The sequence below is a fragment of the Hymenobacter wooponensis genome, from assembly GCF_004745865.1.
GTDB lineage: Bacteria > Bacteroidota > Bacteroidia > Cytophagales > Hymenobacteraceae > Hymenobacter > Hymenobacter wooponensis.
This window is the reverse complement of the sequence record NZ_SRKZ01000010.1, coordinates 44,992-59,749: the sequence shown is the minus strand read 5'-3', so window position 1 is coordinate 59,749 and position 14,758 is coordinate 44,992. Positions and strand designations below refer to the sequence as shown.

The following is a 14,758-nucleotide window of genomic DNA, read 5'->3' as shown; positions in this document are numbered from 1 at the left end:
CAGGTACATAACTATGAGCTACAAGTAGCTACTGGCGTCTGTCCTGTCGAGAAATCTCGCGGGCTGACGGTACAGTGGTAACTCAGCACACTAGCACGTTATCTAGAGCAGAGCAATGGATCTTCTCACTGCAGCACGAGATGCTAGGCCAGTCGTTCAAACCTGATAAGATCTTTCGCTCTGCTCTAGATGACGTGCTTACACAAGCATGTGAGATGCTTCGCCTCCATTCAACATGGCGTTCTACGTGCCGCCTGTTCACGCTCTAGGCCAGTGCCGGTTTAAATAACAAGAGAAAAGCCCCCACATTATTCCGTTAGGACGTAAGCGGGGGCTTTTTCATAGCAGTAACATAGAAGAACAGTCGACTAGCAATAGACGCTTTCCCGGTGGGAAACATAACTGACACAAAGGTGGTAGAGCGCCCGATACCAGGAAATCGCGGGAAAGCAGTAATTGCCTCTACCAGGAAACCAGTAATTTCTGTCGAGGTGGCTTTTTAGTGCAAAATCCTGAGCAAGTTTGCTACGTGTTGCTGCTGTCTTTCCCTTTATGCGCTGTTGCTGTCCGGGCCCGCTCGCGTGCCTTGCATGGGCTCCTGCTGCTTGGCATGTGGCTGCTAACGAGTACTGCCACTGCGCAACTAGTGCCCGATAGCCTGCTACACCAGCTGCAAACCGCCACTTCCGATACCCAGCGGGCCAAGGTAGCCGTGCGCCTTTCAATTGCCAGCACCGCCTCCGACACCGCTCAGGCGGGGCAGTACGCTCGGCAGGGGCTGCAAGTGAGTACTGCGGCGCACTTCCTCTACGGGCAGGCGCACGCCTATATGCAGCTGGGCACCCTAGCCAACATCCGCAACGACAACGCCCTGGCCGCCCGCTATTACGGCCGGGCGCTGGTGCTGGCGGAGAACCTATATCAGCGGCAGCCCTCCACGCGCCACCTCAAACTGCTGGCCGCCCTGGCCAATAACCAAGGCAACGTGTACGACCGCCTAGGCCAGTACCAGCAAGCAGTGCAGCAGTACCTCCGGGCCAGCACGTACCTGCTGCGCCTACGCGACGATGTCACGCTGCAAACAGTTTACGGCAACCTCGGCAACAGCTTTCTGGTGCTAAACCAACCGAAAGAAGCGGCCCGCTACTGGCGGCGGGCAGTAGCCGTGCGCCTCCCAGCCAGACCGCAACCTTCCTTGGTGCCGGTGTATCTGCAGCTGGCCGGCCTGCATCTGCAAAACCGCCAACTTGATAGTGCCTGGGTACAGCTGAGCCAAGCACGCCGCCTCATGCCGCAGGCGGAGTTGTATACGGGCGAGTATTATGGCACGCTAGGCCAGTACTATTTACAGCAAGGGGAGTTGCAGGCGGCCCGGCAGGCATTTAAACAGGCTCTGGAATTTGCTTCTCGCAAGGGTGCGGTAGGCTATCAGGCTAAGCTGCTCTTTGGGCTAGGCCAGGTAGACGAGCAGGCCGGGAACCTGGCCGAAGCTCGGGCGCGTATGCAGCGCAGCATGGCCCTGGCAGAAGAGCTTGGCGACCCGCAGCAGCAGCTCAGTAATCTAGAGGCCTTGGCTGCTTTAGAAGAGCGCGCCACCGATTGGCTGCAGGCCCTGCGCTATCAAAAGCGCATTCAAGCGCTGCACGACACACTGACCAATGCCGCCGTTCGGGCTCGGGTGAACACCTTGGAGACCAAATACCGAACCCAGCAACAAGCGCAAGAGCTAATCAGCTTGCGTCGGGAGCAGGCCGTGCAGCAGCACGAATTGGCCCAGCAGCGCCAGCTAAACGCCTTGTACCTGGGGCTAGTAGCGGCCTTAACCGTGGTAGGTGGCCTAGGCCTAGTATTGGTTCGGCATCGGCAGCGGCTCATCCGCCAGCGCCAAGAGCTGCAGCGCCAGCAGATTCAGCAACTAGAGCAGGAAAAGGTACTGCTGAAAACCGAGGCTATGCTGCAGGGCCAAGAGGAAGAACGCAGCCGCCTAGCCCGCGACTTGCACGATGGCTTAGGCGGTATGCTCTCCACCGTGCGGCTCTACCTCGGGGCCTTGGGCGGAAGGGTAGTGCTGCCCGACGAATCAGCGCGCTTTTTCACGCAGTCCGTTGAGCACCTTGACAGCTCCATTAGTGAGCTGCGCCGAGTGGCCCGCAACATGATGCCCGAAACGCTGCTCCGGTTTGGGCTGGTGCAGGCCCTGCGCGATGTCTGCGATGCTACCCAGCAAACCGGGGCCTTGCAAGTACAATTCCAGGTGCATGGCCTAGACGAACGCCTGGACCAACGCACCGAAGTAGTGGTATTCCGCATTGCTCAGGAGCTGCTCACCAATGTAATTCGCCATGCGCAAGCCCGCTCCGTAATTGTGCAGCTCATGCGCCACGATACCCAGCTGCAGCTGGTAGTGGAAGACGATGGCCGGGGCTTTCAGCCTGCAGCGGCCCGCGCGGGCGTAGGCCTCCGCAGCATTCAGTCGCGTGCCAGCTACCTCAACGCCCATCTCGATATTCAGTCGGGGCCGGGGCAGGGCACCTCCGTAACGCTGGAATTCAGTTTGGCACCCACTACCACCATTCCCGCCCAAAATCAAGATCATAGCCTATGAAACCCATCGACGTGATGCTCGTGGACGACCACCGCATGGTGCTGGAAGGCCTGCGGGTGTTGCTGGAACCACTGGAGTTTGTGGCAGTAACCGGCACCTGCACCACGGCCGCCGAGGTGCTCACCGCCCTGCAGGCCCACGTGCCCGATGTACTGCTTCTCGACATCAACCTGCCCGACCAAAACGGCGTTGACTTATGCCTGCAGCTAACCCAAGCGTACCCTACGCTGCGCGTGCTGGCCCTCACCACCCTCAACGAGAAGAGCTACGTTACGCGCATGATGCAGAACGGCGCGGCGGGCTACGTGCTCAAAAATGCCTCCCCCGAGGAGCTAGCTGAGGCCATCACGCGAGTGCACGCCGGCAAGAAATACTTCAGCGACGAAGTGCAGGAGCTGTTGCTCCAACCCACGCCCGCCGCCCCCGAAATCCCCGTTCTGACCCGACGCGAAAAGGAAGTGCTGGCCCTCATTGCCGACGGCCTAACCAGCCACGATATTGCCGAGAAGCTCTTTCTGAGCGCTCTTACCGTGGAAACGCATCGCCGGAATATTATCACCAAATTTGGGGTCAGCAACACCGCTTCTCTCATCAAGCTCGCCGCTCAGTATCAGCTGATTTAAAGCCAGATGCAAGCGGTATAGCTTGGCTAAGGACCTACATTTAACCCATAAATTTAGGCGCTAACTGCTTGATCAATAGCATAGTAAAATATTGATCTTTTTAGGTTCTGACTAAATCATTCTGCCCTTCGAGGTGTTATCTTAGCATACCATAAGCCACAATACCATGCGCACTAAAGATCTTTTCGATTTCGGTCCAGTTTTCGGGTATTTCTTCCGCAAGAATGATCCAAACCGTAAAACTAACTTCAACCTGCGCACGATGCACTTCATCAACAAGCTCTCCATGAGCATGTTCCTGGTTGGTTTCATTGTGCTGCTCTACCGCTGGTTTATTCGCTAGTAGGTAGGTTAGCTCTCTCCTGAAGTTTCTCCGCTTACACATACTATGCGCCCACCTTGGTCATTGGCTGAGATGGGCGCTTTGGGCTATATGAACATTGAAGATTTCCGCGACTACTGTCTGCTGAAAGCCGGCGTTACCGAAGAAACTCCCTTCGGCCCCGATACCCTGGTATTTAAAGTAGGTGGCAAAGTGTTTGCCCTCACCGATATTGAGACCTTCGGGAGCATCAACCTGAAGTGCGACCCAGAGCGCGCCGTAGAGCTACGGGAGCAGCACGAGTACGTGCTGCCTGGCTACCATATGAACAAGAAGCATTGGAACACCGTGCTAATCGGTACGGGGGCTCCCCTAGGCCAGCTCCGAGAGTTGATTGATCATTCCTACGACTTAGTGCGGGCATCGCTGCCCCGCAAACAGCGGGAAGAACTGGCAGCAGCCGAGCAGGAGTAGCCACAACCGCCAAGCGCTGACAATAGTACTGTACACAAAAAGGCCCGCTGGAGTAATCCAGCGGGCCTTTTTGTGTATATAACTGGCCTAGGCCACTTACACTACCACGTTCACCATACGGCCGGGCACTACAATGATTTTCTTAGCCTCTTTGCCTTCGGCGAAGCGGGCCAGAATATCGGTAGCGCGCACAGCAGCTTCAATTTCGGCGGCGGTGGCAGTGGCCGGGAACTGCAGCTGCTCGCGCACCTTGCCGTTGATGGCCACCGGGTAGTTCACGGTGTCTTCTACCAAGTATTCCTCCTTAAACTCGGGGTAGCCCGCCGAGCTAATGCTGCCGGCCTCGTGGCCCAGCTTCTGCCACAACTCCTCCGCCAAGTGCGGAGCGTAGGGCGAAACTAAGACTACCAGCGGCTCCAGAATAGCGCGGTTGTGCGTGTTCAGGGCCGTTAGCTCATTCACCGTAATCATCAGGGCGCTAACGGTGGTGTTGAACGAGAACTTCTCAATGTCCTCTTCTACCTTCCGAATGGCCTTGTGCAGAGCCTTAAGCTCAGCTGGCTTACCCGCCTCGTCGGTCACGGCGAAGTCGCCATCCTGAGGGTGGTAGAGGCGCCAGAGCTTCTTGAGGAAGCCCGCCACGCCGCTCATGCCGTTGGTGTTCCAAGGCTTGAACTGCTCCAGCGGCCCCAGGAACATCTCGTACAAACGCAACGCATCGGCCCCAAACTTCTCAATGAGCGTATCGGGGTTCACTACGTTGTACTTCGACTTCGACATCTTCTCGACTTCAACACCGCACACATAGGTGCCATTGTCTTCGAGGATGAACTCGGCGTTGGCATATTCCTCGCGCCAGTTCTTGAAGGCTTCCACATCCAGCACATCATTCTCCACGATGTTCACGTCGGCATGAAGAGCAGTGGTTTCGTGCTGGTCTTTCTTGCCCGCCGTAACGAAGGTGTTGGTGCCGTTGATGCGGTACACGAAGTTCGAGCGGCCTAAGATCATACCCTGGTTGATGAGCTTTTGGAAGGGCTCATTAGCGGTTGCCAGGCCTAGATCTTTGAGGAAGAGGTGCCAGAAGCGGGAGTAGAGGAGGTGACCCGTAGCGTGCTCTGCACCACCGAGATATAGGTCGACATTCTGCCAATACTGCTCGGCATCCTGGCCTACGAAACGCTCGTTATTCTGAGGGTCCATGTAGCGCAGGTAGTACCACGAGGAACCAGCCCAGCCGGGCATGGTGCTCAGCTCGTAGTCGTACTGGCCTTTGTACTTCCAGTCCTTGGCGCGGCCCAGGGGCGGCTCGCCGGTTTCGGTGGGCTTGTACTCGTCGATTTCCGGGAGCACCAGGGGCAGGTCGGCTTCGGCTACACCGTAGGCCACTCCGTCCTTGTAGTAAATCGGGATGGGCTCACCCCAGTAGCGCTGGCGGCCGAAGATGGCGTCGCGGATGCGGAAGTTGGTTTTGCCCTTGCCAATGCCACGCTCTTCGAGCTGCTGAATCAGGGTTTGGGTGGCTTCTTTATAGCCCATGCCCTCAATCAAGCCGTGCAAATAGATGCCCTCCTTGGTCGGGTCGGCCTGTTCCTCAATCTGCTGCTGATCTACCACCTGCACAATGGGCAGGTTGAAGTGCTTGGCAAACACGTAGTCGCGCTGGTCGCCGGAGGGTACGGCCATCACTGCGCCGGTGCCGTAACCGGCCAGCACGTAGTCGGCAATCCAGATCTGGATAGGCTCACCACTGAAGGGGTTGATGCCGTAGCTGCCGGTGAAAGCCCCCGAAACGGTTTTGGTATCGGCCATCCGGTCGCGCTCCGAGCGGCGCTTGGTGGCGTCGATATACTCCTGAATGGCTTCCTTCTGCTCGGGCGTGGTCAGCTCCGCTACTAGTTCATGCTCAGGTGCCAGCACCAGGAAGGTGGCGCCGTAAATAGTATCCACGCGGGTGGTGTACACCTTGATCTGGGCGCTTTCGTGGCCCTGCACCGAGAAGGTCACTTCAGCCCCAATTGACTTGCCAATCCAGTTGCGCTGCATTTCCTTCACCGCCTCGGGCCAGTCAATGGTATCAAGGCCCTGGAGGAGACGGTCGGCGTAGGCGGTAATGCGCAGGTTCCACTGCGGCATCAACCGACGTTCCACGGGGAACCCTCCGCGCTCAGAGAGGCCGTCTTTTACCTCATCGTTGGAGAGCACCGTGCCCAAGCCAGCGCACCAGTTCACGTAGGTGTCTGACTGGTAGGCGAGTCGGTAGGGGTGCACGGCTTGCAGGCGCTGCTTCTCGCTCATCATCTGCCACTGGCCGGCCGTGAAATCGTGGCGCTCCTCTTCATCGCCGGCGGCGCGCACGCCCTGGCTGCCGTTCTCGGCAAACTTGTCGAGCAGGGTTTTCAGCGGCTCAGCGCGGTCGGTGTCGAGGTTGTACCAGCTATTGAACAACTTCAGGAAGATCCACTGCGTCCACTTGTAGTAGCTGGGATCGGAGGTGCGCACTTCGCGGCTCCAATCGTAGCTAAAGCCCAGGGAGCTAAGCTGTTCGATGTAGCGGGCAATGTTTTCGCGGGTGGTTTTTTCGGGGTGCTGGCCGGTCTGGATGGCGTACTGCTCGGCGGGGAGGCCAAACGAGTCGAAACCCATGGGGTGCAGCACATTAAAGCCCTGCAGGCGCTTATAGCGCGTTACAATATCAGAGGCAATGTAACCGAGGGGGTGGCCTACGTGCAAGCCCGCGCCGCTGGGGTACGGGAACATGTCTAGCACGTAGTATTTGGGCTTCTCGGAGGCGTTATCGGCCATGAAGGTGTTGTGCTCTTTCCAGTGGGCTTGCCACTTCTTCTCGATATCCTGGGGATGGTAGCCGGGCATGGGCAGTCGATGGTACGATGATTCGGAACGGGCGAAATTACGGAAAAACAGCCGCAGCCGGGCTTTTTTGTAATTGGTAGGTTGTAGGCGTGGTAAATTACTGTTCCAGCAAGCAGCGCGGAGCCTAGCTCTTCACTGGAGCAATGTAGATATGCCACGCTTGGCTTCTCATCCCGTATTGGTAGTGCTAATCCTGCATCGAGCTAGGCCAGTCGTTCAATCAGGAGACGCAATACTTAGCGTATCTAAAGCGCGTGCTAACTGAGGGCATTATTCAGGTTAACACTGGCCAAGCTCCGCCGTAAGCAATTAGCACTCCACCCTAATTCTGCTGCTTTTGCGTTACCTCACCTTCTTGCTGCACTTTCTGCGCCATCGTTTTGATTTGCTCGAAGACACCGCCGATCCGGGGGTAATCGAGGAGAGCGTAGAATCCAGCACCTCTTTCCGGGGTACCAATCTATGGGTGCTGATTTTCGCCATCCTGATTGCTTCGGTGGGGCTGAACGTGAATTCTACGGCCGTTATCATCGGGGCCATGCTGATTTCGCCGCTGATGGGTCCACTTGTTACGTTGGGCTACAGTGCCGCCACCAATAACCCCGACCTATTACGCCGGGCCATCAAGAGCCTAGGCCTAGCCATTATTATCAGCCTAATTACGTCAACGATTTACTTCCTGCTAACCCCCTTGGAAGGAGCGCAATCGGAACTGCTGGCCCGTACTGAGCCTACCATCTGGGATGTGCTCATTGCCTTGTTTGGTGGCCTTGCGGGAGCAGTAGGCCTCACGCGCCGCGAAAAAAGCAACGTTATTCCTGGCGTAGCCATTGCCACGGCCCTGATGCCGCCACTGTGTACCACCGGGTACGGGCTAGCCTCTGGGCACTGGCAGTATGCGCTGGGCGCTTTCTACCTGTTCTCCATCAACTGCGTGTTTATCACGTTGGCCTCTTTTCTGGTAATGCGCTTCTTGCGTCTGCCACCACATCAATTTCAAAATGAAAAACACGCGGTGCGCGTGCGTCGGCTGATGCTGGCGGCAGCTGTTGTGGTGGCAGCCCCCAGCGTGTGGCTAGGTTACCGGATTGTACAACGCTCCGTGTACGAGCATGCCGCCGAAGACTTCGTGAAAGAGCAGCTTGACTTCCCTGGCACCTACGTAATTACCCGGCAAATCAATGCGCGCAGTAGGTCTATTAACGTGCTGCTCATGGGCCCCACGGTAGATTCAGCACGTTTGGCAGCGGCCCACCGGCAGTTGGCTAAGTACCGGCTGGTGCCCACTACGCTCACCGTTCGCCAGGGCCTGCAGGCCTACGACTCGCTCGATGCTCAAGCGCTGCGTCAAAACCTGCTGGAAGATGTGCGAGCCCGGCAAAACCAGTCCCAACTTCAGTCTGAGGCTGAAATAGCGAACTTGCAGCAGTTGGTAGCCACCGCCAAAACGGCGCTGCCTACGCCCGAAGCTATGCTGCGCGAAGTACAGGTGGAGCACCCAGGGGTGCGCCGGTTGGCGCTGGCGCAACTGGTGCGCCCCGCTGTACAGCCAGACTCTCTGCCCGCCGATACGGTGCTGGTTGTGAGTGTGGAGGCACGAACGCCGGTGCCCGACCCCGAGCGGGAGCGGATAGTGAAGTGGCTGCAAGCCCGCACTAACCGCTCCCAGATAGAGCTATTGGTACTGCCACCGGCTGCAGTGCGCAAACTACCTCCATTGCCGCCCCGCGTACCAGAAAAAGCCGTAGGTTTTCCAAAGCAATAAGGCCGCTTCTGCACGAGCCAGCAAGTCGACAAGGCTCTAGTCTATCCTGCCACCGGCAGCGTAAACAGGAAGCGGCTGCCCGCGCCGGGTTCACTTTCAACCCACAAGCGGCCACCTTGTACTGAGATAAACTCGCGGGAGATACTGAGGCCCAGGCCAGAGCCGCCTTTATGGCCGGCCGGGTTGGGTACCTCCGCAAACCGCTGAAAAATTCGCTCATGGTACTCGGTGGAGATGCCTGGGCCGTAGTCCTGCACGCTCACCTCTAGCTGCTCCTGATGCTGGGTGGCGCGCACCGTCACGGCCGAACCACGGGGCGAGTACCGGATAGCATTGGCCAGCAGGTTGATGAGTACCCAGGTGGTTTTTTCTACGTCGGCGCGGGCGGCGGGTAGGCCAGTGGGCAGGTCGGTTTCCAGGCGGAGCTCCTTGTCGTCGAGTTGGGCCTGCACGGTATCGGTGGCATATGCCACTACCTGGGCCAGCGTCACGGGCTGTACATCCAGCCGGATGCCGGCCCCCGCATCCAGCCTCGATACGTCAATCAACTGGCCTACCATACCCAGCAGGCGCTGGGTTTCCTCCCGAATGCCGTCGGCGATGCGCAGGCGCTCCTCGGGGTCGGTGCGCTCGTTCTGCAACAGCATCAGGCTGAGGTTGATACTGGCTAGCGGGGTTTTCAGCTCGTGCGACACTGTAGCCAGGAAATTCGACTTTACCTGGTCGAGCTTCTTGAAGTCCGATACGTTGCGCAGGGACAGGATGTGGCCCGCAAACTCGGTGTGGCCGGCTTCAGAATTGAAGGAAACAATGTGATTGAGGGAGAGGCGGTAGTACACTTCCTCGCCATTGTGCTGAAAGGTAAGCACCGGCGACTGACTCGTTTCATCGCCCGACTGACCCTCAAGCAAGGGCCGGAACAGCTCCCGCAACAGGTCCGATTCTCGGCTCAGATCCTCCGCCTGGTGGCCTACCAGCTCGGCAGCGGAGCGGCCCAGCAAGGCCCGGGCCGTGGGGTTGGCGAGCAGCACACACTGCGTTTCATCCAGCAGGAGCAGGCCTTCATCGAGGTGCTCCACCAGGCTTTCCAGGCGGCTGCGCTCGGTGGCCAGGGCTACGCGGGTGGCGCTGCGCTGGTCTTGCATGTACCCAAAGGCCCGGTTCAGTGCCAGGGCTACGGCCCCCACTTCATCGTTTTTGGTGATGGGAACCTGGGTGGCGGGGCCCGGGCTGGCCACCTCCTCCACATCGGCCCGAAGGCGGCGGAGAGGCCGCAGCACTTCCTTGGGCATACGGATAACCAGCACGAGAGCTACCAGCACACTCAGCCCGATAAAATTGAGCACGGTGCGCCGCGCATGGCGTGCATAGGCGGCGGCTCGTTGGGTGTGCGTATTGAAGGAGCGCGTGTTCAGGCTGATAATGCGCTGGGTGCTGGTGCGAAGCCGGCGTAGCGCTGGGGCTAACTCAGTAGCGGGAGCCCGCGCGTCCACGAGGCGCTGATAGTCGGTTAGGTGTTGGGCAAGCTGGTCGACGGCGGCCAGTTCGCCCGGCTCCGTGATGTTGGCCGTTTCGCGGGTGAGGGCGCGCCGGAAGTCCGCCAGAAGCGCCGAGGCAGTAGGCGCATCTTCCAGCCTTTCCACTGCACTGAGCATAGTCACGCCGTATTCCACAGAAGCCAAGTTGGCCTGCTGCAAGGCGTGGGCGTCGTGTTCCAGCCGCTGAATGGTCAGAAAAGCGTAACTCCCTAGGCCTAGCAGCAACAGCAGCATAGCTATTAAACTAGCGCGGATTTTGTTTTTTAAGGTCATGATGAAAGTGCCATGTGTGGCAAGACCGCGAGGTAGGGAACAGGAGGCGAGAATGGTACCCAATGTAGAGACGCGTATTCGCGTCTCGGCGCCAGAACGAAACACGTTGCACAAGTGGCCTAGAATGAAGCGTGGTAAACAACCTCAGCAACGATTGAGACGCGAATACGCGTCTCTACATTGGGTACCGCCAGCAGAACTGTTTTCTAGGCCTGTAGGCCGTACTCCTGGAGTTTGCGGTAGAGGGTGGTGAGGCCGATGCCGAGCTGGCGGGCGGCTTCGGTTTTGTTGCCCTGGGCTTTGTGGAGCTGCTGCTGAATGTGGCGGGCCTCCACGGCGCGCAGGGTGCAGTCGTCGGGGCTGGGGGTGCCAGTAGTGGCCGGCGCGAGCAGGGCGTGGAACTCGTCGGGGAGATAGGCGGCGGACAGGGGCTGGTCGGCGGGGGCGAGGATGGCGGCGCGCTCCAGCACGTTTTTTAGCTCCCGCACGTTGCCAGGCCACTCGTAGCGCTGCAACAGGCGCAGGCACTCGTCTTCCAGGCCCGGCAGGCGCTTGCTCAGCTTGGCCGCGAAGTACTGCAGGAAGAAATCAGCCAGGGCCGGAACGTCCGTCGCCCGGTCTTTGAGCGGCGGCACATTGATGGTGAAAACCGACAGACGGTAGTACAAATCGGGGCGGAAGCGGCCTTCCGTGGCTTCGTGCTTGAGGTTGCGGTTGGTGGCCGCCACCAGGCGCACGTTCACGTTGGTGGGCTTGGTGTCGCCGAGCTTGGTGAACTGCTGCAGCTCAAGTACCCGCAGAAACTTGGCCTGCACATTCAGCTCCAGCTCCCCAATCTCATCCAGAAACAAGGTGCCGCCGTTGGCTTCTTCCAGCAGCCCACGCTTATCAGTGAGGGCGCCGGTAAAGGCACCCTTCTTGTACCCAAACAGCTCCGATTCCAGCAGCTCCCGCGGAAACGCGCTGCAGTTCACCGCCACAAACGACTTCAGCTTCCGCGGCGAGGCCTCATGAATGGCCTGCGCAAACAGCTCCTTGCCCGAGCCCGTAGGCCCCTCCAGCAGCACGGTGCTATCAGTGGCCGCTACCTGCTCGCCCAGGCTCTGGGCCCGACGTAGGGCCGGGGAGCTGCCAATCATGGAGCTAAAGCTGTGGCGATGGCCTACGCGGCGCTCCAGCTCCGTCACCCGCCGCCGCAGCCTCGACTTCTCCGCGGCCCGATCTACCACCACTACCAGCTGCTGCTCGAAGTCGCCCTTGGTCAGGTAGTCGAAGGCGCCCTGCTTCATAGCCTTCACGCCATCGGCAATGGTGCCGAACGCGGTTAGCAGGATGATTTCGCAGTCGGGAGATTTGGCCTTGAGGCGGGGCAGAAGCTCCACGCCGTTGGCGTCGGGCAGCTTCACGTCAGATATTACCACCAACACCTCCTCCGCGTGCTGCTCCAGCAACTCCAGGCCACGACGGGCATCGGGCGCCTGCAGAATGGTGTAGCCCTCCAGCTCCAGCACCCGCGCCAGCAGTTGGCGCAAGCGCGGTTCGTCATCAATGAGTAGGAGTGTTCCGGTAGGCATCGTGGTGATAAGTAGGTACGGGGCAAAAGTAGCACGATGTAGAGACGCGAAGTGTCGCGTCTCTACATCGTTCATTGGTCAAATCATGGACTCAGCGATAAAGGCCCTCGCCATTATCATGTTCCTTTTCCCAGCGGGTTGGGTTAGTGACGATATAATGGCGAATCTTTTCCAGTTCAGTTTCATTGCGAATCACCCGATCGTGAAACCGAGCCTGCCATTGAAATTCCAGATCGTGGTGCCGTGCATAGGTGGTTACTGCTGACTTGAACCCTCGCAATACGGAAGCCAGGTTGCCGGATTGCGGTCCGAAACGGTTATCATAATCAGACGCGAGTGGCGCGCTATCTTCTTTATCAAAAATGAGAACACCATGCAGGTGATCCGGCATAAGTATAAACGCATCCAGCCGAACAAACGAGGCAAACTGAGGAATTGCAGCCCAACATTCTGCCGCCTTTAAACCTAGGGTAGTAGAGCGCAAAAAAGCATTATCCCAACTGCCATTCGGTACTTCTAAGGTGCCAAAATATGGTTGTCGGTTTTTGGTGCATATCGTAATGAAATAGGCTCCGCTTTGCCCATAATTATAGCCGGCAAGCCGAGTCGAAGGAATGCGGTACTGGTCACGGTAGAAATTGGCCATAAGAATTGCAAATGTAGAGACGCGACACTTCGCGTCTCGGCGTTGAACTACTGGCCTAGAGCGTCTTTCTTGATTAATAGCAATATTAATTGTTCAACGCCGAGACGCGAAGTGTCGCGTCTCTACATTCTGATTTCATCCTTAATATGCTCCACAAAGCGAGCAAATTCTGGTTCGGCTTCCACGTTTTCGTGCCAGGCTAGGCCCATTTCCGCGAGGTTGTATTGGTGGTCCGCGGTGATGGTGGCACCGGGGATGAGTTGGCCGTTGGTGTCCCGCTCGTAGCCTAGTAGCCAAAGCCGGTCGCAGAGGGCGGTGGTGGTGGCAATGTCGTGGGAGACGATGACGACGGTGTTGAGCTCATCCATGGTCGTGACTTCGAGGATGATCTTCTTCACTTCGCCGATCATGGCCACATCGAGGCCGGAGAAAGGCTCATCCAGCAAGATGAGGTGGTCGGAGCAGAGGAGCTGCTGAGCAATAGCGGCGCGTTGGCGCTGGCCGCCGGAGAGGTGGGCAGGGTACTTTTTACGGTGCGCCGTGAGCTGGAACCGCTCCAGGTAAGTTTCGGTCTGTTGCTGAGCTTCTTCGGGGGCGTATTTGCGGCTGGCAGCTACCAGCAGGTTGTCGTGCAGGGTGCGGTGGTTGAACAGGGGGTAACGCTGCTGCACGAAGCCAACGGCGCCGGGCGTTACGGGTTCCTGCTGCTCGCCTACCAGCACCCGGCCAGTAGTTGGGGCCATCAGGCCAGCCAGAATCCGGCACAACACCGATTTACCCATGCCCGAGCGGCCGTAGAAGCCCACCACCTGCCCCTGGTTCATGTCGGGCCGGCACACGTCGAGCACCTGGGCGTTGATGTCGCGCAGAATGACTTCGCCCTCAAACGTCATAGAAATGCCTTCCAGCGTAAGTACCGGGGCTTTATAGAAATAGGGAGTCATGAGCGGTGAAGTAGTGAGTTGGTGAAGTAGTGAGTTTGAAAGAGGAATGGTTATGCTGACACGAGCACGATGTAGAGACGCGACACTTCGCGTCTCGGCGCCAGAACGATAAGGCGTGAAAGCCTGGCCTAGAACGATGCAGGATAAACAACCTCAGCAACGCCGAGACGCGAAGTGTCGCGTCTCTACATCGTGCTCGTGCCTGATTACCGCGCTGTGGTCAGCTCAGAATAGGGGAAGAACACGCGGCGGAGTAGGCCGAAGAGGTAGTCCTGGAGGGCACCGGTGGCAAGGATGACCAGCTGGATGGCTACTACGCCATCAAGGTGGAGGTAGCGGTTTTGCTTGTAAAGCAATAGGCCTATGCCGCCTTCTGATTGGTAGAGCGTTTCCACCAGGGTTATCATTGTCCAGATTATGGCAAAGTTCTGGCGCACTACCTCCAGCATATCGTCTAGCTTGCCCAGCACGACTACTTCCCAGAAGCTGCGCCACTCGCTCATACCCAAGGTGCGGGCGTGGTCCATTTCCTCCTGCGTGGTGGTGAGTATCACGCTGGTCATGCCGGTTACGAGGTAGACCGTGGTGGCGAAAATCAGGACCGTGAGCTTCACTTCATGGCCCGAGCTGAGCAGAATGGCCATGAAAAACGTGAGGCCCGTGAGGGTGAGGTAGCGCATCTTGGAGGCCGCATAGGCAATGGGCCGGAAGAAAGGCAGCGCCGTGAGGTAGGAAATCAGCAGCGCTAGGCCAGTAGCCACGGCCAGCGACTGCAGGGCCGTCGTCATGCTGGCCCACAGCTCCGGAATCAGGCCTTGGCTGGTGGTCAGCTCGCTTAAGGCCCGCAGCACTGCGCCCAGCGAAGGCAGCATCTGCATGGGGTAAAAGGCCCACAGCAACAGCAGCAGCATGATTTGCGCCGCTACCATGGTGGTAAACACCACGCGGCGGGGCCGGGCATTCGGCGAAAAAAGCTCTTTCATGGTGAGAGGGAGTGAGGAGAGGTAAGAGAACCGCGCGGCCGGAAGAAGCCCCGCTACGTGCGGGACTTCTTCGTGGCTATGCGGAATGATTCACTATGAATTAGCTGATAGGATAGGTCACGTTACAGATAGTGCCG

At 58.2% G+C, this 14,758-nt stretch carries 11 protein-coding genes; 5 read left to right on the top strand and 6 right to left on the bottom strand.

Going from position 1 to position 14,758, the window contains the following annotated elements:
- Positions 1–610 precede the first annotated feature (610 nt).
- The 4 genes from EU557_RS24285 to EU557_RS24275 all read left to right on the top strand — a co-directional run bounded on the left by EU557_RS24285 (position 611) and on the right by EU557_RS24275 (position 4,024).
- Positions 611–2,605, top strand: coding sequence for a tetratricopeptide repeat-containing sensor histidine kinase (locus tag EU557_RS24285; protein WP_167855348.1), 1,995 nt, complete (start codon positions 611–613; stop codon positions 2,603–2,605).
- A complete protein-coding gene (locus EU557_RS24280) occupies positions 2,602–3,228 on the top strand; it encodes a response regulator (protein ID WP_135533039.1) in 627 nt (208 codons plus the stop codon). The genes EU557_RS24285 and EU557_RS24280 overlap by 4 nt, the downstream gene beginning before the upstream one ends.
- 166 nt (positions 3,229–3,394) lie before the next feature.
- Positions 3,395–3,571 carry a DUF6728 family protein gene (locus EU557_RS25625; protein ID WP_167855347.1) on the top strand — a complete coding sequence of 59 codons (177 nt, stop codon included), beginning with the start codon at positions 3,395–3,397 and terminating at the stop codon, positions 3,569–3,571.
- 90 nt (positions 3,572–3,661) lie between these two features.
- Positions 3,662–4,024 (top strand): MmcQ/YjbR family DNA-binding protein, encoded by a 363-nt coding sequence (locus EU557_RS24275; RefSeq protein WP_135533079.1) that lies wholly within the window; start codon positions 3,662–3,664, stop codon positions 4,022–4,024.
- 96 nt (positions 4,025–4,120) lie between these two features.
- On the opposite strand, the gene leuS is transcribed toward EU557_RS24275, so the two are convergent.
- The gene (leuS, locus tag EU557_RS24270) at positions 4,121–6,898 is read right to left on the bottom strand and encodes a leucine--tRNA ligase (RefSeq protein WP_135533038.1); all 2,778 of its coding nucleotides are present in this window, start codon (positions 6,896–6,898) and stop codon (positions 4,121–4,123) included.
- Positions 6,899–7,235: 337 nt separating this feature from the next.
- Here leuS and EU557_RS24265 point away from each other — a divergent pair, with 337 nt between their 5' ends.
- Positions 7,236–8,663, top strand: coding sequence for a DUF389 domain-containing protein (locus EU557_RS24265; protein ID WP_245326380.1), 1,428 nt, complete (start codon positions 7,236–7,238; stop codon positions 8,661–8,663).
- Positions 8,664–8,704: 41 nt separating this feature from the next.
- Here the strand turns inward: EU557_RS24265 and EU557_RS24260 are convergent, their stop codons facing one another.
- The 5 genes from EU557_RS24260 to EU557_RS24240 all read right to left on the bottom strand — a co-directional run bounded on the left by EU557_RS24260 (position 8,705) and on the right by EU557_RS24240 (position 14,621).
- Positions 8,705–10,474, bottom strand: coding sequence for a HAMP domain-containing sensor histidine kinase (locus tag EU557_RS24260; protein WP_135533036.1), 1,770 nt, complete (start codon positions 10,472–10,474; stop codon positions 8,705–8,707).
- Positions 10,475–10,680: 206 nt separating this feature from the next.
- The gene (locus EU557_RS24255) at positions 10,681–12,048 is read right to left on the bottom strand and encodes a sigma-54-dependent transcriptional regulator (RefSeq protein ID WP_135533035.1); all 1,368 of its coding nucleotides are present in this window, start codon (positions 12,046–12,048) and stop codon (positions 10,681–10,683) included.
- 91 nt (positions 12,049–12,139) lie between these two features.
- A complete protein-coding gene (locus EU557_RS24250) occupies positions 12,140–12,694 on the bottom strand; it encodes a transposase (RefSeq protein ID WP_135533034.1) in 555 nt (184 codons plus the stop codon).
- Positions 12,695–12,816: 122 nt separating this feature from the next.
- Positions 12,817–13,638 (bottom strand): ATP-binding cassette domain-containing protein, encoded by an 822-nt coding sequence (locus EU557_RS24245; RefSeq protein WP_135533033.1) that lies wholly within the window; start codon positions 13,636–13,638, stop codon positions 12,817–12,819.
- A gap of 206 nt (positions 13,639–13,844) precedes the next feature.
- Positions 13,845–14,621, bottom strand: coding sequence for an ABC transporter permease (locus EU557_RS24240; RefSeq protein WP_135533032.1), 777 nt, complete (start codon positions 14,619–14,621; stop codon positions 13,845–13,847).
- Positions 14,622–14,758: the final 137 nt, after the last annotated feature.